Here is an 18,721-nt window from a genome sequence, read left to right on the forward strand (position 1 = left end):
CGGCACATCGGCGATAAGGTTCCCCTCGATGCGGAATTTTTTCTGGCCTATGCTGCCGCCAGAAGATGCATCGCGCAACTTAGAACGGAACCTTTTTCCAATCCCAACGTTAAAAACATCATTCGTTACAGAGGAGATGCTTCATGCTTTACTATACGTTGGTGTTTCTGGTGGTGGCCCTGATTGCCGGCGCCCTTGGCTTTGGCGGAATCGCGGGCGCGTCTGCAGGCATTGCGAAGATACTCTTTTTCATCTTCATCGTCCTGTTTCTGCTCTCGCTCGCAAGCCGGCTTTTCCGCCGCGCCTGAATGAGATTTCGTTTCGGCATAAAAAACCGGGCCTTTGGTCCGGTTTTTTTATGCGGGACAGACGGGAAGAAAATGAGGCAATCAAGTCGTCTATGGCTAAGAAGCTCTGTCGGCCATAAGCCCTTATCGACGCTCGTAGCGCTCCAGCGGCGTGGGAATGGCCAGGGGGTCCGCAACAAGCGCCATGGCACGGCTCTTTGCCGGCAACGCCTTGGCGGGCGACAAGGCGGCGAGCCTTTCTGCGGACATTTCCTGGCGGATAGCCATGCGTCCAGCCAGAAGCGCCGGATCGACCGGAATGCAGTCACCGTAGATCAGCGCTGCATACCTCCCTGCCTTGCTGACCTCGCGATCGAGATCGGCCCTGCAGGCTTTTGAATCGGCATAGGAGATAACGACGACCGGCTCCTGAATACAGGCCGTCTGATCAGATGGGCAGGCAACCAGCACCATAACGGCGGCAAAGCTCATCATTGTCGCTCTCCTTCTGCGAAGGTTAACGCGCCGGCATTGTTAAAGTTCCATTGGGTGCCTGAACTTTTTCCCGAAGAGCTACATGCCTGAAATGTCGGCTCCATGTATGAGCTGATGGATATATTCGAGCTTTGCTGCAACAGGCACCGACAGCACGAAGGGATAGAGATCCCGCTGTCCCATGCTGCGGTTGATGCTGTTGACCGCCAGAGTAAGTGGCACCCAGGCATCAATCAGCACGGTCGCGTTGAATGCCTTGTACGGATCGAAAGTGACGCGAAGGGCCAGACCCTCGCTGTCCGTTTCCGGCCGGGTCCGCAAGCCGAAAGCATGGGCGGTTTCCAGCGCATCGACCATATGGAAATAATGCGCCCAGGTTTCGGCAAAGTCCTCCCATGGATGGCACGATGCATAGGCGCTGATATAGCCTTGCTCCCATCCAGGCGCCGGGCCATTGGCATAATATTGCTGCAGCGCAGCACCATAATCCTGGCTATCGTCTCCGAACACCGCGCGGCACTGGTCGAGCTGGCCACCGTCCCGCACCAGCCGGTTCCAATAATAATGGCCGATCTCGTGTCTGAAATGTCCGACAAGTGTGCGGAAGGGCTCGCCCAGCGACACGCGCCGTGCTTCCCGCTCGGCATCGGATGCCTCGGCAATGTTGATGGTGATCAGGCCGGCATCATGACCAGTCAGGATCGGCGTACCGTCTCTCGCACTGGAATTGTCAGCGAGAAAATCGAAGGCAAGACCTTCGTCGGGATCCTGCGCCCGGGTAGTCAGCGGCAGTCTGAAACGCATGAGCGAGTAGAACAGATATCGCTTTGCAGCCTCTATCTTGCGCCAGTTTTCAGCATTGGCGGGATTTCCAAGATCGGGGATCGTCATGTTGTGCCGGCAGGCCAGGCAAAAGCCACCGGGAACATCATCCTCGACCAGCCAGTTGCAGGCACCAGCGGTCGAATTGCTACAAAGGCGGGCTTCGTAGGGGCCGGCACCCACGTCGGTCAACACACGCCCAGACGAATCCATCGCAAGCATCTCGAACGTGCTAGGCCGATAGCCAAGCCCTGATCCGCAAGTCAGGCAGGCGCTATTGTCGAAATGCACTGTGCTCCGGCAATTGGAACAGGTGAAGAGACGCATGCAAATTCTCCGGTGAAGGGTGCGGAATGAAATACAATCAAAGCCACCCGGCGGATACGATTGCGGCCAGGCAGGCAGGGCTCCAGAAACGGCTGGAGCCACAAAAGGTTCCTCGCATCAGCCCGTTATCGCCGGAAACCTGTAAACCCGGCTTCCGGCAACTCAGTCCGTGGTTTCAACCGGAAAGACCAGCTCGTAATAGACGCCGCGGGCATCAAGCGTGTGCACCATCCGGCCGTTGACCGAGGCGGGTACGACCCGCTCCAGGACCGTGCTGCCGAACCGACCGCGCGCCCGCTGGCCCTCTTCGTCGATCGGCGAAGACAACGGCTCCGACCAGGTCACCCTGATTTCATCGCCTTGTGGCATGGTCAGCCGCTCGCAAGTGACGCGGATTGTCTTGCGCTGGCTGACGAAATCGCCGTGGCTGACGGCATTCACCACCAGCTCATGCAGCGCCAGGCCGATATGCAGCGAGGCGTTTGGCGACAGGAGAACATTGTCTCCGGATACCTGGATGAGACTAGGATTCTCCGGCACGTATTTCTCGACCTGCTGCGTCAGCAGCTCGCGGAAATAGGCGCCGCGCCAGCTTGAATCGGTCACGAGATCCTGAGACAGCGACAGGGCGTGCAAGCGCCCGCGAAATTTCGTGAGGAACCCCTCAAGCGTCCCGGAATAGCGGGCCGTCTGGAAAGCGATACTCTGAATGATCGCCAGGAGATTCTTGGACCGATGACTGACCTCCCGCAGCAGCGCCCGCAACAGGCGTTCGCGTCGCCGCTCTTCCGTCCGGTCGACGACCACGGTCATCATGCAGACATTGTTGCTGGACATCTCCACCAATCTGCACCGGAACTCGAAGACGCTGTCATCGGGCAGTTCGATTTCCACGTCGCCGCCATCGCCCGCAGCCACCAGCCCGGATTTCAACTCCTTGAGCCTGGCGCCGATCTCAGCACCGAAGATGCCGTCGTCGCTCGGCTCCACATCCGGAGTAAGCGACCAGCGCGGCGGCAGCGTGGTGATACAGATATACTTTCCCTGCTCATCCTGCAGGATCAAGCTGGCTCCCATGTCCAGCAGCGCGGAAATGAAGAACTCGCGCAGTTGCGCATCTCCGCGCTGAGGTTCAAACCATGTCAGCCGATGTACCAATGTGTTACTCCGCGGGCGCCGCATCGGCACCGCCTGCTGCACCGCTCCCAAACCTCAATGCAGCGGCAAATTTCCAGAACTCACAAAATCGATCGCCGTCCAGACCGACACGCCGGTCTACTGGCGTGTCTGCTCGTTGAAGAACAGGGCCTGGCTGATCAACGCCTTCACCATGTCGGGATTGAACGGCTTCGTCACCAGGAAGGCCGGCTCCGGACGTTCGCCGGTCAGCAAGCGCTCAGGGAAGGCGGTGATGAAGATCACCGGAACCGTATCCACTTTCAGGATGTCGTTGATCGCATCGATACCGGAACTGCCATCGGCCAGCTGAATATCGGCCAGCACCATTTTCGGATGGGTACGGCCGTAGAGATCGATCGCTTCCTTGTGGGTGCGGGCGATGCCGGTGACCCGGTGGCCGAGATCCTCGACCATCTGCTCGATATCGAGCGCGATCAGCGGCTCGTCTTCGATGATCATGATATCGGTGGCCACCTGCTTGGAGATTTCCGTGGAGGCCTGATTGAAGATGACGCGGAACTCCTCGTTGCTGACATCCAGCACTTCAGCCGCTTCTTCCGGTGTGAACCCTTCCACGGAGATCAACAGGAAGGCATGACGTTCGCGCGTCGGCACGGCAGCGAGGTTTGCCGCCGCCCGCTGCTCCCAGGCAAAAGGCGAAGAAACCGGACGAACTTCAATATTTGTTGAACCAAATATGGTGACGAACAGTCTATAGAGCGAGACACGGTCGCTGCTTGCTTTTGGAAAAACTGAAAGATCCGCGATAAGAGCTTCAAGAACTGCTGCTACATAAGCGTCTCCGGAAGTTTGTGAGCCAGTAACAGCTCTGGCATACCGTCTCAGATAAGGAATATGAACGGCAACGCGGGCAGTAAGGGACATGCAGCTTCTCCAATTGGGCACATCATCAGATGCAAACTCGATTACAAACGCACGCTGGAAAAAAATGTTCCCGACCTGCGGAACTTTTTTGCTATTACTTTATTCTAGCAGGATATTCATGACAGTGTATATGGGTTGATCAGGACATTATGACCATGCCGGGCGAAAAGACAGGCCACGACAAACAGAAAAAAACAACTGATGTGCAGAAAGAAAATGCCAGCACCCTGATCGCCACCAAACTGCGAGGCTACTACGAGAGCATCGTTGAAGAAGGCACCCCGGCTCATTTCCTGGACCTGCTGGAACGCCTCGATGCAGCCGAACGCAAGAACAACAAGGCCGAGTAGGCGCGCTCAACATTCTCTCACCGATTTCAATGTTCGAGGCCGTGGCCGGGCTGCGTCGCCAAACGCCTCCCGGCCACAGTCCCCCAGCGCGTCCGAAACGTCAGTCTTGTTTGGGCGGGCGTCCGAAACCGTGATTGCGGGCGAGCAGATAGGCAAAGCCCGAAACCAGCGCAACCGTGGTGATCGGATTGTCGCGCAGCATTCCCGGCAGTTCCGCCGCCAGCCCCGAGCTCAATGGATCAGCCGTCAGGCTGGCGCGCCTGATCAGTGCCAGCCGCTCGGCCCGCCGATTGGCGATCGCGACCCACGCCAGCACCAGCAGACCGACCAGAATGGCGACCCCTGCGACAATCAAAGCCGCCCATGCCGGTCCCACTTCCGGGGTGAGGAAGAACCACGAAGCCACGATAACGGCCACATAGGCGGTGGCAAACAGCACGCCGGCCACGATATGTCCCAAAGTATTCCGCCGGATTTCCGCAACACGCGGGCTTAGCCCACGCATCGCCATCAAGGCAAGCTGTTCGGCAAGCTTTCCCATCCGTTACCGCCGCGTCATCAGCGCTGCCAGGAAGCCGACACCCGCTGCAATGCAGATCGCCTGCAGCGGCTTGTTGCGGATATGGGCCTCAAGATCTTCTTCCGCCGAAACCAGAGTGCTGCGCGCGGACTGAATGGCTTCCGCAGAGGCTTCCGCCACTTCATTGCTGATGCGGGCAGCGCGATTGGTCGCATCCTGGACCTTGCCATTACCGAAGGAGGCAACGATGCGCGTCAATTCAGCGACATCCCGGCTCAGCTGCTCCAGCTGCGCTTCGATATCGCTGGCACTCGCTGCAGCGCCGTTCTTTCCCGAGATCTTGTCTGCGATCGATGGATTGGCCATGGAAGATTCTCCTTTTGAAACGGGATTCGCAAAGACAACGCGCAAGGCCCCATTATGTTCCATGGCGACCCGGTTAATCAAGGCGCCGTCACCCCTGGATCATGGACGCAACGTCGCAGTTGCGCAAAAGAGAAGCGAGCGAGCCTGCATTTTTATCGGAACCCGGAGACCCGAGATGCGTTGTTAGACCAGGTACTCGTTACCGGACACCACCATCAACCAGAAGGAGTTCGACATGAACTGGAATCAGATTGAAGGCAATTGGGAACAATTCAAGGGCAAGGCCCAGACCCAGTGGGGCAAGCTCACCGGCGACGACCTCGATGTGATCGCCGGCAACCGCAAGCAGCTCGCCGGGCGCATTCAGGAAGTCTACGGCAAGACCCCGGAAGAATCCGAACGCGAGATCGACACCTGGCTCAGCAAGCACTGAGCCTTCTGGCAGCATGATGCTGCCGATGGAACGGCGCCGCGCGATGATCGCGTGGCGCCGTTTTTTTGTTGTCGCCTATCCAGCAGCTTGGGGGGTCAACTGATGAGCGCCATCAGCGTCTCCAGCCGGTCGGCGTCACGCGGCAGCTTGTCGGTGCGGAGCCGCGAGATGCGCGGAAAGCGCATCGCCACACCGGATTTGTGCCGGCTCGATCGATTTATGCCTTCGAACGCAACCTCGACCACGAACCCATAGTCCCGCTCGGCCCGCAGCGCCCGGACCGGGCCGAACCGCTCCACCGTGTTATTGCGCACGAACTTGTCGAGCAGCTCAAGTTCGGCATCGGTAAAACCGAAATAGGCCTTACCGACCGGCACCAACTGATCGCCCTCCGGCGTCGCGGTCCAACAACCGAAGGTGAAATCCGAATAGTAGCTCGACCGTTTCCCATGGCCGCGCTGCGCATACATCAGCACCGCATCGGCATTGAGCGGATTGCGTTTCCACTTGAACCATGGCCCTTTGGCGCGGCCGGCCTGGTAGACGCTGTCGAACCGCTTCAGCATCACTCCTTCAATGACAGGATCGGGCGGATCGGAGCGAAGTGCGTCGAGTTCGGCCCAGGAGGAAAACGGCACAAGTGGCGAAAGGTCGAAACGATCCGGAGCCGCGGCCTCCACCAGGCGCGACAGTCGCTCGCGGCGCTCCAGAAAAGTCTGGTCGCGTACATCTTCGGCCCCCTCGAACAACACGTCATAGGCACGAATGAACGCCGGATACTCGGCCAGCATCTTGGCGGAAACGGTCTTGCGGTTCAGCCGTTGCTGCAGATCGGAAAAGGTCCGCGTCGGGCGGTTGCTTCGCGAGGTGCCGCCGACCAGCAACTCACCATCGATGACGCCCTCGAAATCGGCGGCCTCCAGCACATCGGGAAAGGCGTTCGAGATATCATCGCCGGAGCGGGAATAGAGCCGGCGCGTGCCGCCGAAATGCGACAGCTGGACACGGATGCCGTCCCATTTCCATTCCGCCGCGAAATCCTGAGGATCCAGGGTCTCCAGGTCGCTATCGGCAATCGGCGTCGACAGCATGACCGAATGGAAAATCGCCGGCGTGGCGAGTGCCGGCTTTTCCTCGGCTCCCTGAAGCCAGGCAAACAATGTCTCATACGGCGGCGTCAGGCCATGCCACAGCGTCTCGATGTCGGTGACATCCCTGTCGCCGAGGTCCGCCAGGGCCTGCTTGGCAAGCCTTGCCGAAACACCGATCCGCAAGCCACCGGTCACGAGCTTCAGGAAAGCAAAGCGGCTTGACGGATCAAGCCGGTCCATCAGATCCCGCACGGCACTGCGCACTTCCGTCCGGCCAAGCCCTTGCACGAGCTCGACGACAGTCCCGAGCCCTGGTTGGGCCTGCGCCGGGACCGCATCGCGGTGATCCGTGTCCCAGACCAGCGCTATGGTCTCGGCCAGATCCCCGACATAATCGTAGGAATAGCGAAACAGCACCTCGTCCATGCGCTCCAGCACCAGCTCCTTCAACAGCGCCGGCTTGACGCTTCTGATCTCCAGAGTGCCGGCGAGCACCGCCAGGGCATAGCCGCGGTCCGGATCGGGCGTGCTGCGGAAATAGTCCGTCAGCAGCTTGAGCTTGCCGTTGCGGCTTGGCGTCAGCACCAGGCGATCCAGCAGAGTGGCGAAAGCCTGCATGTCAATCGCCCTCGTCTTCGTAACCGACCAGATGCAGCGGCCGCGCCGCGATGCCCGCAAGCTCGCACCAGCGCACCAGTGCTTCCTCGCGGCCATGGGTCACCCAGACCTGCTGCGGCGCGATCTCGGTGATGGTGGCGGTCAGTTCCGGCCAGTCGCAATGATCGGAAATGATCAGCGGCAGTTCGACGCCGCGCTGCTTGGCCCGCTGGCGCACCATCATCCAGCCCGAGGCAAAGATCGCCACCGGATCGTGAAACCGCCGTGCCCAGCGATCGTTGAAGGCAGACGGCGGCCCGACCACGACTGCGCCGCGGAACACGGACGTTTCGCTGCCCTCGGCCGCCACTGGACGCAAATCACCCAGTTCGACACCTTGGCCGATGTAATAATCGCACAGCTTCACCAGCGCACCGTGAATGTAGATCGGTCTGTCATAGCCGGATTGCCGCAGCAGGGAGATGACCCGCTGCGCCTTGCCCAGCGCATAGGCGCCGACCAGGTGGCTGCGCTCGGGAAACTGCTCCAGCGAGCGCAGCAGTTTCCCGATCTCGCCGGCTGGATCGGGGTGATGGAAGACCGGCAGGCCGAAGGTGGCCTCGGTAATGAAGACATCGCAGGGCACCGGCTCGAAAGGCGCGCAGGTCAGATCGGCGCCGCGCTTATAATCGCCCGATGCGACAATTCGCAATCCGGCCTCTTCAACAGCGATCTGCGCCGATCCCAGCACATGGCCGGCCGGATGAAAACTGACCTTGACGCCGTTGACGTCGACAACCTCGCCCAGGCCGACGGCCTGTGCTTCGCGGCAGAAATCCTCCCCATAGCGCAGCCGCATGATGTCGAGGGTTTGTCGTGTTGCCAGAATCTTGCCATGGCCGGCGCGGGCATGGTCGGAATGGCCGTGTGTGATGAGGGCACGCGGCACCGGTCGCACCGGGTCGACATGGAAGTCACCGGATGGACAATAGAGGCCCTCGGGCCCTGGGAACAGCAGCGTCTCCGGCTTCATCATGCTTCACAAGATAGGGCGAAATTCGGATCGCGCCAGAGGTCCGCGCCGCTGAAAATCCGCCTTGAGCAGGACAGGCTTTGCCAGTGCGGACTGCCGCGAAATTCATTTGCATGCCAACAAATTTTGCCTATTCTAGCCCTTCAACGAGCGCTGACCAAGAAAACCAAAGGGGACCGCAGTGTTCAGTCATCAACCCGGCCGCGCCATGCCGGGATGCATTGCTTTGTGCCTTTGCAGCCGCCATCCTTTGGGGCTGGAGCGCTTTACAGCATGACCGTGCAAGCCGTTTCACTGACCGTCAACGGGCGAAGCCACACGCTGGATATCGAGCCCGATACCAAGCTGATCTATGTGCTGCGCAACGATCTGGGACTGAATGGCCCGAAATTCGGCTGCGGCCTTGGCGAATGCGGTGCCTGCGCCGTACTGGTCGACGGTCGCTCCGTGCGGTCCTGCTCGGTCAGCGTCCGGACTATTGGCTCCCGGCCCATCGTCACCCTTGAAGGGCTCGGCACGCCCGATCATCCCCACCCCGTACAGCGGGCCTTCATCGACCGGCAGGCGGCCCAGTGCGGCTATTGCATGAACGGCATGATCATCGCCGCGACATCGCTCCTGACCCGCAATCCGCACCCTGACGAGGCGGAGATCCGCGACGCGCTGCGCCATCACCTCTGTCGCTGCGGCACCCATATGGAAATCCTCGCCGCCGTCCGCCAGGCCGCCGCCGAAAACCCGGCCCCCGGGGGCGCGCCATGACCGAGCCAACCGAAACACCGCGCGCTGCCTATCTCGATGCGGCGGAAATCCTGCTGGTCATCCGGCCCGGCTCGGCAGCCAATCCCGACCCCTTCCTGGCGCTGCACCCGGACGGCCGGATCAGCGCCTTCAACGGTCATGTCGATCTCGGCACCGGCATCCGCACGGCGCTGGCGCAGATCGTCGCCGAAGAGCTGGACGTGCCCTTCGACCGGGTCTCCATGGTGCTCGGCACCACGACCGCCGTGCCCGACCAGGGCCCGACCATTGCCAGCGAAACAATCCAGGTCACGGCCATTCCGCTGCGCCAGGCGGCGGCCACCGCCCGGCACTATCTTCTGGCCGAAGCCGCCCTCCGGCAGGGCGTGCCCGTTGATGATCTGACCATTGACGACGGCATCGTCCGCCACGGCGAAACCTCCAACTGGGCGCTGTCCTTCGGAGATCTGATTGCCGGCCGGCATGTCCGCCTGGACATCGATGCCGAAGTGCCGGTGAAGGATGTCGCCAACTACCGCATCGTCGGGCAATCGCAGCCGCGCAACGACATCGCCGGCAAGGCGACCGGGACATGGACCTATGTGCATGACGTGCGGGTTCCGAATATGCTGCATGGCCGGGTCATCCGCCCGCCCCATGCCGGCTTCGACCAGGGCGACCATGTCGGCAACAGCCTGTTATCGGTAGACGAGAGCTCGATTGCAGGCCTGCCCGGCGTCGTGCAGATCGTGGTCGTCGGAGATTTTGTCGGCGTCATTGCGCAGCGCGAAGAACAGGCGATCGAGGCGGCGGATCGGTTGCGCGTCGAATGGCGACCGCCACCGAAACTGCCGGATCTCAACCGGCCGGAACAGCCGCTGCGCGACAATCCGTCGAAAGCCCGCATCCTGCGTGACCAGGGCAATGTCGATCTGGCGCTTGCAGGCGCATCGCCGCGCATGGACCGCACCTATGTCTGGCCCTACCAGATGCATGCCTCGATCGGCCCGTCCTGCGCGGTGGCCGACTGGCACCCGGAGCGGCTGACCGTCTGGTCCGGCACCCAGAACCCCTTTTCCGTGCGACGCGATCTCGCTTTGCTGCTCGACATGCCCGAAGCGGCGATCACTGTCGAGCGGCTGGAAGCCGCCGGCTGCTACGGCCGCAACTGTGCCGACGACGTGACGGCCGATGCTGCCCTGTTGTCACGCGCCGTCGGTCGTCCGGTGCGGGTGCAACTGACCCGCGAACAGGAACACGCCTGGGAGCCCAAGGGAGCCGCCCAGGTCATCGACGTGCGCGGCGGTCTCGATCTCGACGGCGGGCCGGTCGCCTATGATTTTGAGACCCGCTATCCCTCGAACCTCTCGCCGACGCTCGCGCTGATCCTGACGGGAAAGATCTCCAGCACGCCGGATGTCGCCGAGATGGGCGACCGCACCGCCATCCCGCCCTATGCCTTCGCGCCGATGCGCGTCACCGTGCACGACATGCCGCCGATCGCCCGCGCCTCCTGGTTCCGCGGCGTCTCGGCCATGCCGAATTCCTTTGCCCATGAGAGCTTCATCGACGAACTGGCCTTTGCCGCCGGCGTCGATCCGGTCGAATATCGCCTGCGCTACATGACCGATCCGCGCGCCATCGATCTGGTGCGCGCCGTCACCGAAAAGGCCGCCTGGACGCCGCGCACCCGACCCGGCACTGCCGGCCGCGAGGGCGACGTGCTTTACGGTCGCGGTTTTGCCTACGCGCTTTATGTGCATGGCAAATTTCCCGGCGTACCGGCCGCCTGGTCGGCCTGGGTGGCCGATGTCGCGGTCAACAGGCGGACCGGCGAGATCGCCGTCACCCGCGTCACCGTCGGCCAGGACACCGGCATGATGGTCAACCCGGACGGCGTGCGCCACCAGATCCACGGCAATGTCATCCAGTCGCTGAGCCGCGTGCTGAAGGAAAAGGTCAACTTTACGGAAACCGCCGTCGAAAGCGTCGAATGGGGCGGTTACCCGATCATCACCTTCCCCGAAGTGCCGGAGATCGACGTGCTCATGCTGCCCCGGCAGAACGAGGAGCCGCGCGGCGCCGGCGAATCCGCCTCCGTTCCCAGTGCGGCCGCCATCGTCAACGCGGTTTATGACGCAACCGGCATCCGCTTTCGCGAACTGCCGCTGACGCCGGACAAGGTGCTGGCAGCCTTGCAGCCGGCAGACGGCACGTATCTGCCGTCGCCGCCAACCCCGGAACCGCCCAAGCGACGCTGGCGGCTCGGCCTGGCCCTGGCCGGCATCGCCGGTGCGGTGGCCGGGGGCATCACCCTCTCCTCGCCGTGGCGAACAGCCTATCCGGAAATCCCCAGACCAGACCCCGCGACCTACAGTCCTGCGACCATCGAGCGGGGCCGCCTCGCCGCTGCTGCCGGTGCCTGCAACGTCTGTCACGAAGGCAGCGATGGCAAAGCCTTTGCCGGCGGGCGGGCGTTCGAAACGCCGTTCGGCACCGTCTATGCGACCAATATCTCGCCCGACGCCACCAAGGGCATCGGCGCCTGGTCCTATCCGGCCTTCGAGCGCGCCATGCGCCAAGGCGTCGCGCGCGACGGGCATCATCTCTACCCGGTCCATCCCTACACGTCCTTTGCCAAGGCTGAGGATGCCGACTTGCAGGCGCTCTATGCCTTCCTGATGACCCAGGCGCCGGTCGCCTCCTCCATGCCGGAAACCAGGCTCGCCTTCCCGTTCAACCAACGCTGGCTGATGGCCGGCTGGAATGCTCTGTTCCTGAAAGCTGCCCCTTTGGCCGCGCAACCGACCCAAAGTGCTGCCTGGAACCGCGGTGCCTATCTGGTCGAAACCCTCGGTCACTGTTCCGCCTGCCATAGCGATCGAAATGTCGTCGGCGCGGAAAAAACCGGGGCGGCCCATCTGGCGGGCGGCATCGCCGATGGCTGGCAGGCCCACGCCATCGCCGGCGACGGCCCCGGCCCGGTCGGCTGGAGCGAAACGGCGCTCTACGACTACCTGCGCACCGGCCATTCGCCCAATCACGGCAGCGCCGGCGGACCGATGGCGGCGGTTGTCAAATCCCTGTCGCCCCTGCCGGATGACGATATCCGCGCCATGGCGACCTATCTTGCAAGCCTTGGCAACCCTGTGTCCCAGGAGACCGCCGCCGCACAGAAGCAGGCGGCCATCGCCGCATCGCAAGGCGCAACGGCTGCGGCGATGATGATTTCCCCGGAAGGCGCACGCATTTTCGAAGGCGCCTGCGCCGCCTGCCACAGCGAAACCTCGCCGCTGGCAAGCCTTGCTCTCAACAGCAACCTGCACAGCACCCGATCGGACAATGTGCTGCAATCCATTCTGCAAGGCGTGGAAGCGCCCGCCCATCTGACGGCGCAGGCAACCGCCCGTGATCTGGAAGTGATGTCCATGCCGAGCTTTGCCAGGAGCCTGAGCGACCGTCAGATCGCCGACCTCACCGCCTATCTGCGCGCCCGCTTCGCACCCGACAAAACGGCATGGCAAGGCATCAACGAGGCCGTCGCAACGGCCAGAACAGCCGCCGCGGGTCATTGAGGTCAAACCTACCCGGCCGAGGGCGTCGATAGCAGCCAGAGGCCGAACACCGTGTAAAACACCATGACCGCCGCAAGGCCGATCTGGCTGAGGCCCGCCGTCGCCGAGCTTGGAAAATAGCGCATGGCGATCATATGGGCGAGGCCAATGCCGACCACGTGGCCGGCGACGATGATCAGCGTCTGAACCACCCAGATGACGCGCACGCCTTCGATCGTGTTCATGAAGGACGCCGTGACATGGTGGTCGATCGTGCCGAACAGATCCCAGCCCAGCGCGAACGGGTCCGATATCACTATGTAGAGATACTGGCCGTTGACCATCATCAGCGTCAGGTAATGGGCGGCATGGAAGGCGATCGAGATCGGGATGATCGAATAGACCAGATGGCCGGCAAGCCGCAGGATGTTGGTCGCCGACCTCTCCCCGGCGATCCAGGCGCCAAGCGCTACCGAGCCCAGAAACAGCAGGCTGAGCGCCGCGGGCGCTGCCAGCAATCCCCAGGAATTGGCGGTCATGACGCCGCTTCTACCGGGAAATTCCAGCGGATTGATGCCGATGAAGCCGAGCCAGGTAAAGGTTTCCGAAAATCCGTCGAACGACGCCGTGCCGAGCGTCAGCAGAATGAACAGAATGCCGCTGATCGGCATGGGTTCGACCTCGAGGCAGCGTTGGCCCGGCCAGGTCAGCGCGATCCAGGAGCGTTGGCCCGCCTCCTTCGGTCTCTTAACGAAGATCGGCGCCAGCAGGCCGATCATCCGGAAAAACACCGAAAACGGCTCGCCCCGCTTCGCCCACTCCGCTTCCCCGAACAGCGTCATCATCGCCAGCGTGAACAGCCAGTAGCCCAGCACCACCTTGGCCAGCAATGGAGGGTCCTCCGGCGCCAGCGACACCAGTTCGAACCAGGCAAACAGGAAGAACAGTACGATGGCCGGCCCGTAACCAAGCCGCTGCGGCAGGCGGAGAAGCGGCGTGGTGCCGATCGGCCGGCGGGTCGCCAGGCGCAGCAGTGCCAGAGGCCCCGTCCATGGATTGAGCCAGACCCACAGATTGCCCAACACCGCCTGCAGCAGCGCGAACATCACCCACCACAGCGTCCAGATCACCAGCGGCAGCGGGTTGGTCAGCGGATCGGACACCGACAGGAAGCCGGACAGGATCAGCACCACCATCACGGCGAAGGACAGCAGGCTGTCAGGAACCGCCGGCACGGGCACGGCCGGCAGTAGCCGCAGACTGGCACTCTCCATCCTGCGGAACCAGACGGAAGGAACGATCGCCAGCGCCAGAAACGACACCAGCACCGCAAGGCCACCGCCGGTGCGGGCATAGGTATTCGGCAGCAGCATCGCCAGCCCCCGTTCGGCGCCATGGGCAAAGGCATCGCTGGATGAAAAAAGGAGCGCCAAGGCGACTGCGACGAATGCCGGAACCGCGCCGACGCCTGGCAGGAAATGGCCCGCCCTCAGCCGCCATTTTCCGCTGGTGTCCTGCCGGTCCTTCATCGCCACCCCCGTCACTATCGTTCGTATACAAACATCGAGAAATCGCCCCTGTCCACGCCCGCGGGCGCCTGCGTTCAAAAATATGACCGGCGGGCCGTTGGCGGAACGACCGAAACATCCGCATCATTTTCCAAGTGGTGACGCTGTCTCTGATTAAATGCCTAAAAAATAGCCGTTAAAACCGTAAATTCCGGGTCCTTGCATAACGATTGATCCCAATCGGCGGAAAAGACAGTTGAACAGGCCGCTCGCATTCGCGAACTATAACCACGGCAAGCGGCATGGGGTCGAGAGCACAGGAAATCTCGGCAATCCCCGCCACTTGTCATTTCGAAATTCTCATGTTTTGTTAGTGGACGAACGATCTGCCACCGCAACAAAACAAAGGCAGACGTCATTTCCACAAGAGGGGAAATTTTAATGTCCGACACCATTATCAAGCCCAAATCAGCCTTGACTCGTCGCTCCACCCTTTTGGGGATGGGCGCTGCCGCCGGCGCCGGCATTATCACGTCAGCCGCACCGGGTTTCGTTCGTTATAGCCAGGCCCAGACCTCCGAGCCGATCAAGATTGGCCTCGAACTGCACCGCACCGGCATTGGCGCCTCCTATGGCCGCTGGTACGAGCGCGTCACCAATGCCGCCGTCAAGATCATCAACGAGGAAGGCGGCATCAACGGCCGCCCGGTCGAGATCATCGTCGAGGATGACGGCACCGATCCGAAGCGCGGCGCCGAAGTGGTCGAGAAATTCGCCACCCAGCACAAGGTCGACGTGACCTTCGGAACTCTGTTTTCGCATGTCGTCATGGGTGCTGCTCCCCGCGCCGGCGAGTTGAAAATGCCCTATGTCGTGGTGTCGGAAGGCTTCCACGTCGCGTCGGGCAAGCTCAACCGCTACTGTTTCCAGCCTGGTATCACCGACGTGCGCTCGCAGGTCACCGCCATGGCGCCGTGGATCTCCAAGAATCTCGGCAAGAAAGCGACGATGATCTTCCCGGATTACGCCTTCGGTCATGATCATCGCGATTATTTCTCGGCCGCGATGAAGGCCCAGGGCGGCGAAATCCTCGAGCTGATCGCTGTTCCGCCGACGGAATCCTCCTTCACCCGCTACCTGCCGCGCATCCCCTCCGACACCGAAGTGCTCTACCATGTCATGGTCGGCCCGGCGGTTCTGACCTTCGTCACCGAACTCGGCCAGTTCTACGGCTCGCAACGCCCGGAAATCTTCGGCTTCATCGACAGCCTGGAAGCCGTCGATCTGGCCACGCCGCAGCTCGACTTCCTCAACGGCACCTATTTCTGGGAAGGCATGCCGCGCTATGCCCAGAAAGACCAGACCGAATGGGACAAGTTCTACCGCGCCGCCGTTGGCGTCGATGACAATGGCGCAAGCCTTGCCGACCCGAAGGACATCTCCACCTACGCCCATATGTTCGGCTGCTGGGAAAGCCTGTTCGTCATCAAGCAGGCGATGGAAAAGGCCAACTATACCGGCCCGAAGGACAAGGCTGCTTTCATTGAAGCCATGGAATCGCTCGAAAAATTCGACGAAGGCCGCGAGCATCCGCAGGGCGACAAGGTGTTCAACGGCAAGAACCATCAGGTCTACGGCCACCAGTACATTTCCAAGGTCGAAGACGGCAAGCTGAACGTGGTTCACAAGACGTCCATCGAAGACGGCGCCTATGAAGTGACTGCCGACTACACCAAGATGGCACTCTGATTTCGGTCTGCCGCGGCTCCGGATCGGGAGCCGCGGCAAACGCCGTCAGGCGGTTTTCCACGATACCATTCGAAGTTCCGAAGCGCCGGGTCCACCGTCCCGGCCACGGTTGCGCTTTGTCGGCGGTCAGGGATAGTGTCCCTCCGCCATACCTGACTGAAGGACTACCGATTTGGCATTCGGCCCCTTTTTCCTGCTCGCCACCCTGGAAGGCCTGCTGCAGGCAGCGGTCCTGACACTGACGGCGCTCGGCCTGTCGCTCGTCTTTGGGGTGATGCGGATCGTCAATGTCGCCCACGGCGAATTCTACATGCTCGGGGCGGTGCTCGCCTGGTGGGTCACCACCATGGTCGGCATCCATCCCGCCGCCGGTTTCTTTCTGGCGCTGATCGTCAGCCCGCTTCTGGTCGGCGGCGTCGCCTTCGCCGGGGAGCGGCTGATCCTCAAGCGGCTCAACTACAATCCCGAATCGACCATCGTCGCGACGATCGGCATGCTTTACATCATCCAGCAATCGGTGCTGCTCGCCTATGGCCCGGATGCCCGGCCCGTCGCCGCCCCTTTCTATTATCGCATCCAGCTGCCCTGGTTCGGCTATTCCGCCTATAACCTGTTCGTCATCTTTGCCGCCGCCGTCATGCTGCTGGTCGTGTGGTTCGTGTTGACCCGCACCCGCATTGGGCTGGTCATGCGAGCAACCCAACTCGACAGCGAAACGGCGCAGGCCTTCGGCATTCCGATTGACCGGGTCTATGCCTTCGTCTTTGCCGCCGGCGCCATGCTGGCCGCCATTGGCGCCGTGCTGATCGTGCCGATCCGCCAGGCGCATTACCTGATGGGGCTCGATCCGCTGCTGCTCTCCTTCATCGTCGTCATCATCGGCGGTCTCGGCAGCATCCGCGGCACGGTGGTTGCCGCCCTGATCATCGGCCTTAGCGATGGCATCATTTCCGTCTTCTTCTCGCCGACGCTGGCCAAGATGATCTCGACCCTGCTGGTTGCGCTCGTCCTGGTCTTCAAGCCGGAAGGCCTGTTCGGAGCAAAACAGCGATGAGCGGCATGAGCTTTTCCAAATCCGCCGGCCTGCTGGCCTTTGCCATCGCCCTTTTGTTCTGCCTGCAGTTCGTGCTGCCCGATTATCACCATCTCTCCATGACCCGCATCATGGTGCTGGCCGTCTTCGCCATGGCCTATAACCTGCTGTTTGGCTACACGGGCCTGCTCAGCCTCGGCCATGCCATGTTCTTCGCGGCCGGCCTCTACGGCGCCGGTCTGACCGCCTATTATTTCGAATGGAGCGTGCCGCTCGCCTTCCTGGCCGGCATTGCGTCCGGCTTCATCGCATCGCTGGTCATCGGCGTCATATCGCTGCGCACCACCGGCGTCGCCTTCATGATCGTGACCATGATGTTCGCGCAGGTGGCCCATCTGACAACCAACTATTTCACCACCTGGACCCGTGGCGAGGAGGGGCTCACCATGCCGCCGACGGCGCGCAGTTTCGATCTGGCCGGCCTGCACTTCGATCTGACCGATCCGACGACGCGCTACAATATCGCACTCTTCCTGCTGACGCTGACGACTGCAGTCATTTTTGCCATCGTGCGCCGGCCAATCGGCCGGGTGCTGATCGCCATCCGCGAAAACGAGCCGCGAACCCTGATGCTCGGCTATGACACCTTCCGGCTGAAGCTGATCGCACTGGTCGCCTCCGGCACCCTGTCGGCCATGGCGGGCGCGGCTTACGCACTGCTGTTCGGCTATATCGGCTCGACCTTTGCCTCGATCCAGTATTCCATCGAGGCGCTGCTTTTCACGCTGCTCGGCGGCGCCGGCACCATTCTCGGGCCGCTGATCGGTACGGCTGCGATGTTCTACATGATCGATATCGCCAGCGAATACACCACGGCCTACCTGCTGGTCACCGGCATCGCGCTTGTGCTGCTCGTCCTTTATTTCCCCAAGGGTATCCTTGGCTCGATCCGCGACAGGTGGTTCCCATGGATCCCGTGACACTGCTTTCCACCAAGGGTCTCAGCCGCCATTTTGGTGGCCTGAAGGCCGTCAACAATGTCGATTTCTCGCTGAAGACGGGCGAGATCCGCGCCATCATCGGCCCGAACGGCGCCGGCAAGACAACCTTCGTCTCGCTTCTGTCGGGCCGCATCGAGCCGAGCGCCGGCACCGTCGAATTCATGGGCCGGGACGTAACCCGCGACCCCGCCTTCAAGCGGGTGCGCCAGGGCATTGCCTATACATTCCAGATCACCAGCGTCTACCCGACGCTGTCGGCCTTCGACAATGTCGCCCTGTCCGTGCAGAGCGCCCTGCAGCGGGATGCCGGCCTGTCCGGCCATATCGACGGCAAACGTCTGAAAACCCTGACCGAACAGGCGCTGACCAAGGTCGGCCTGCAAAGCCGAAGCGCGGAAAAGGCCGGGACCCTGTCCTACGGGCACCAGCGCCTGCTGGAGATTGCCATGGGCCTTGCGCTGGAGCCCAAGCTTCTGATCCTCGACGAGCCGACCCAGGGCCTGTCGGATGGCGAGATCGACAATTTCTGCGCCCTGGTGAAGGACATCGCCAGGACCGCGACGATCCTGCTGATTGAACACAATATGCCGGTGGTCATGCGCCTTGCCGACAGCATCACCGTTTTGAACTTCGGCCAGATCCTCGCCAGCGGCACGCCGGAGGACATCCGCTCCAATGCCGCGGTCCAGGCCGCCTATCTGGGAGCTGTCTGATATGCTCGACATCCGGGATCTCGATGTTTTCCACGAC

18 protein-coding genes are annotated in these 18,721 nt (G+C 61.8%); 9 read left to right on the plus strand and 9 right to left on the minus strand.

Annotated features, from left to right (window positions below):
- The first annotated feature begins 143 nt into the window (after positions 1-143).
- Positions 144-308, plus strand: a complete 165-nt coding sequence (locus tag HFC70_RS23085) for a DUF1328 domain-containing protein (protein ID WP_168475655.1) — start codon at positions 144-146, stop codon at positions 306-308.
- A gap of 123 nt (positions 309-431) precedes the next feature.
- Here the strand turns inward: HFC70_RS23085 and HFC70_RS23090 are convergent, their stop codons facing one another.
- The 4 genes from HFC70_RS23090 to HFC70_RS23105 all read right to left on the minus strand — a co-directional run bounded on the left by HFC70_RS23090 (position 432) and on the right by HFC70_RS23105 (position 3,995).
- Positions 432-782, minus strand: a complete 351-nt coding sequence (locus tag HFC70_RS23090) for a hypothetical protein (protein WP_168475656.1) — start codon at positions 780-782, stop codon at positions 432-434.
- 78 nt (positions 783-860) lie between these two features.
- On the minus strand, positions 861-1,931 hold the full coding sequence (locus tag HFC70_RS23095; protein ID WP_168475657.1) for a putative zinc-binding metallopeptidase: 1,071 nt from the start codon (positions 1,929-1,931) through the stop codon (positions 861-863).
- A gap of 162 nt (positions 1,932-2,093) precedes the next feature.
- A complete protein-coding gene (locus HFC70_RS23100; protein WP_368669798.1) occupies positions 2,094-3,131 on the minus strand; it encodes a sensor histidine kinase in 1,038 nt (345 codons plus the stop codon).
- A 75-nt stretch (positions 3,132-3,206) separates the two neighbouring features.
- On the minus strand, positions 3,207-3,995 hold the full coding sequence (locus HFC70_RS23105) for a response regulator (RefSeq protein WP_168475658.1): 789 nt from the start codon (positions 3,993-3,995) through the stop codon (positions 3,207-3,209).
- Between the two features lie 155 nt (positions 3,996-4,150).
- Here HFC70_RS23105 and HFC70_RS23110 point away from each other — a divergent pair, with 155 nt between their 5' ends.
- Positions 4,151-4,345: a NepR family anti-sigma factor gene (locus HFC70_RS23110; RefSeq protein WP_168475659.1), complete on the plus strand. Its 195-nt coding sequence runs from the start codon at positions 4,151-4,153 to the stop codon at positions 4,343-4,345.
- A 100-nt stretch (positions 4,346-4,445) separates the two neighbouring features.
- Here HFC70_RS23110 and HFC70_RS23115 read toward each other — a convergent pair whose 3' ends face one another.
- Together HFC70_RS23115 and HFC70_RS23120 are read right to left on the minus strand one after the other, a co-directional pair.
- Complete coding sequence (locus HFC70_RS23115) at positions 4,446-4,886, minus strand: hypothetical protein (RefSeq protein ID WP_168475660.1); 441 nt, start codon at positions 4,884-4,886, stop codon at positions 4,446-4,448.
- A 3-nt stretch (positions 4,887-4,889) separates the two neighbouring features.
- Positions 4,890-5,231, minus strand: coding sequence for a YqjD family protein (locus tag HFC70_RS23120; protein ID WP_168475661.1), 342 nt, complete (start codon positions 5,229-5,231; stop codon positions 4,890-4,892).
- Between the two features lie 235 nt (positions 5,232-5,466).
- On the opposite strand from HFC70_RS23120, the gene HFC70_RS23125 reads away from it, so the two are divergent.
- Positions 5,467-5,664 (plus strand): CsbD family protein, encoded by a 198-nt coding sequence (locus tag HFC70_RS23125; protein WP_168475662.1) that lies wholly within the window; start codon positions 5,467-5,469, stop codon positions 5,662-5,664.
- A 95-nt stretch (positions 5,665-5,759) separates the two neighbouring features.
- Here the strand turns inward: HFC70_RS23125 and HFC70_RS23130 are convergent, their stop codons facing one another.
- The gene (locus tag HFC70_RS23130; protein ID WP_168475663.1) at positions 5,760-7,373 is read right to left on the minus strand and encodes a cisplatin damage response ATP-dependent DNA ligase; all 1,614 of its coding nucleotides are present in this window, start codon (positions 7,371-7,373) and stop codon (positions 5,760-5,762) included.
- Position 7,374: 1 nt separating this feature from the next.
- Positions 7,375-8,385 (minus strand): ligase-associated DNA damage response exonuclease, encoded by a 1,011-nt coding sequence (locus HFC70_RS23135; protein ID WP_168475664.1) that lies wholly within the window; start codon positions 8,383-8,385, stop codon positions 7,375-7,377.
- Between the two features lie 273 nt (positions 8,386-8,658).
- On the opposite strand from HFC70_RS23135, the gene HFC70_RS23140 reads away from it, so the two are divergent.
- Both HFC70_RS23140 and HFC70_RS23145 read left to right on the plus strand, forming a co-directional pair.
- The gene (locus HFC70_RS23140; protein ID WP_168475665.1) at positions 8,659-9,147 is read left to right on the plus strand and encodes a (2Fe-2S)-binding protein; all 489 of its coding nucleotides are present in this window, start codon (positions 8,659-8,661) and stop codon (positions 9,145-9,147) included.
- A complete protein-coding gene (locus tag HFC70_RS23145; RefSeq protein WP_168475666.1) occupies positions 9,144-12,701 on the plus strand; it encodes a molybdopterin cofactor-binding domain-containing protein in 3,558 nt (1,185 codons plus the stop codon). The genes HFC70_RS23140 and HFC70_RS23145 overlap by 4 nt, the downstream gene beginning before the upstream one ends.
- An 8-nt stretch (positions 12,702-12,709) precedes the next feature.
- On the opposite strand, the gene HFC70_RS23150 is transcribed toward HFC70_RS23145, so the two are convergent.
- The gene (locus tag HFC70_RS23150; RefSeq protein WP_168475667.1) at positions 12,710-14,209 is read right to left on the minus strand and encodes a hypothetical protein; all 1,500 of its coding nucleotides are present in this window, start codon (positions 14,207-14,209) and stop codon (positions 12,710-12,712) included.
- A gap of 420 nt (positions 14,210-14,629) precedes the next feature.
- On the opposite strand from HFC70_RS23150, the gene HFC70_RS23155 reads away from it, so the two are divergent.
- From HFC70_RS23155 to HFC70_RS23170, 4 genes are all read left to right on the plus strand, one after another.
- Entirely contained in the window at positions 14,630-15,937 is a 1,308-nt protein-coding gene (locus HFC70_RS23155) for an ABC transporter substrate-binding protein (RefSeq protein WP_168475668.1), read from the plus strand.
- Positions 15,938-16,109: 172 nt separating this feature from the next.
- On the plus strand, positions 16,110-16,991 hold the full coding sequence (locus HFC70_RS23160) for a branched-chain amino acid ABC transporter permease (protein WP_168475669.1): 882 nt from the start codon (positions 16,110-16,112) through the stop codon (positions 16,989-16,991).
- Positions 16,988-17,950 (plus strand): branched-chain amino acid ABC transporter permease, encoded by a 963-nt coding sequence (locus HFC70_RS23165; protein ID WP_168475670.1) that lies wholly within the window; start codon positions 16,988-16,990, stop codon positions 17,948-17,950. The genes HFC70_RS23160 and HFC70_RS23165 overlap by 4 nt, the downstream gene beginning before the upstream one ends.
- Positions 17,938-18,684: an ABC transporter ATP-binding protein gene (locus HFC70_RS23170; protein WP_168475671.1), complete on the plus strand. Its 747-nt coding sequence runs from the start codon at positions 17,938-17,940 to the stop codon at positions 18,682-18,684. Before HFC70_RS23165 ends, HFC70_RS23170 begins: the two co-directional genes overlap by 13 nt.
- Positions 18,685-18,721: the final 37 nt, after the last annotated feature.

The sequence above is a fragment of the Agrobacterium sp. a22-2 genome (assembly GCF_012276985.1).
Lineage (GTDB): Bacteria > Pseudomonadota > Alphaproteobacteria > Rhizobiales > Rhizobiaceae > Allorhizobium.

Bases quoted from the DNA above. Each gene is read 5' to 3' on its own strand.
- HFC70_RS23085 (WP_168475655.1), top strand. From the start codon at position 144: ATGCTTTACTATACGTTGGTGTTTCTGGTGGTGGCCCTGATTGCCGGC.
- HFC70_RS23090 (WP_168475656.1), bottom strand. From the start codon at position 782: ATGATGAGCTTTGCCGCCGTTATGGTGCTGGTTGCCTGCCCATCTGAT.
- HFC70_RS23095 (WP_168475657.1), bottom strand. From the start codon at position 1,931: ATGCGTCTCTTCACCTGTTCCAATTGCCGGAGCACAGTGCATTTCGAC.
- HFC70_RS23105 (WP_168475658.1), bottom strand. From the start codon at position 3,995: ATGTCCCTTACTGCCCGCGTTGCCGTTCATATTCCTTATCTGAGACGG.
- HFC70_RS23110 (WP_168475659.1), top strand. From the start codon at position 4,151: ATGCCGGGCGAAAAGACAGGCCACGACAAACAGAAAAAAACAACTGAT.
- HFC70_RS23115 (WP_168475660.1), bottom strand. From the start codon at position 4,886: ATGGGAAAGCTTGCCGAACAGCTTGCCTTGATGGCGATGCGTGGGCTA.
- HFC70_RS23120 (WP_168475661.1), bottom strand. From the start codon at position 5,231: ATGGCCAATCCATCGATCGCAGACAAGATCTCGGGAAAGAACGGCGCT.
- HFC70_RS23125 (WP_168475662.1), top strand. From the start codon at position 5,467: ATGAACTGGAATCAGATTGAAGGCAATTGGGAACAATTCAAGGGCAAG.
- HFC70_RS23130 (WP_168475663.1), bottom strand. From the start codon at position 7,373: ATGCAGGCTTTCGCCACTCTGCTGGATCGCCTGGTGCTGACGCCAAGC.
- HFC70_RS23135 (WP_168475664.1), bottom strand. From the start codon at position 8,385: ATGAAGCCGGAGACGCTGCTGTTCCCAGGGCCCGAGGGCCTCTATTGT.
- HFC70_RS23140 (WP_168475665.1), top strand. From the start codon at position 8,659: ATGACCGTGCAAGCCGTTTCACTGACCGTCAACGGGCGAAGCCACACG.
- HFC70_RS23145 (WP_168475666.1), top strand. From the start codon at position 9,144: ATGACCGAGCCAACCGAAACACCGCGCGCTGCCTATCTCGATGCGGCG.
- HFC70_RS23150 (WP_168475667.1), bottom strand. From the start codon at position 14,209: ATGAAGGACCGGCAGGACACCAGCGGAAAATGGCGGCTGAGGGCGGGC.
- HFC70_RS23155 (WP_168475668.1), top strand. From the start codon at position 14,630: ATGTCCGACACCATTATCAAGCCCAAATCAGCCTTGACTCGTCGCTCC.
- HFC70_RS23165 (WP_168475670.1), top strand. From the start codon at position 16,988: ATGAGCGGCATGAGCTTTTCCAAATCCGCCGGCCTGCTGGCCTTTGCC.
- HFC70_RS23170 (WP_168475671.1), top strand. From the start codon at position 17,938: ATGGATCCCGTGACACTGCTTTCCACCAAGGGTCTCAGCCGCCATTTT.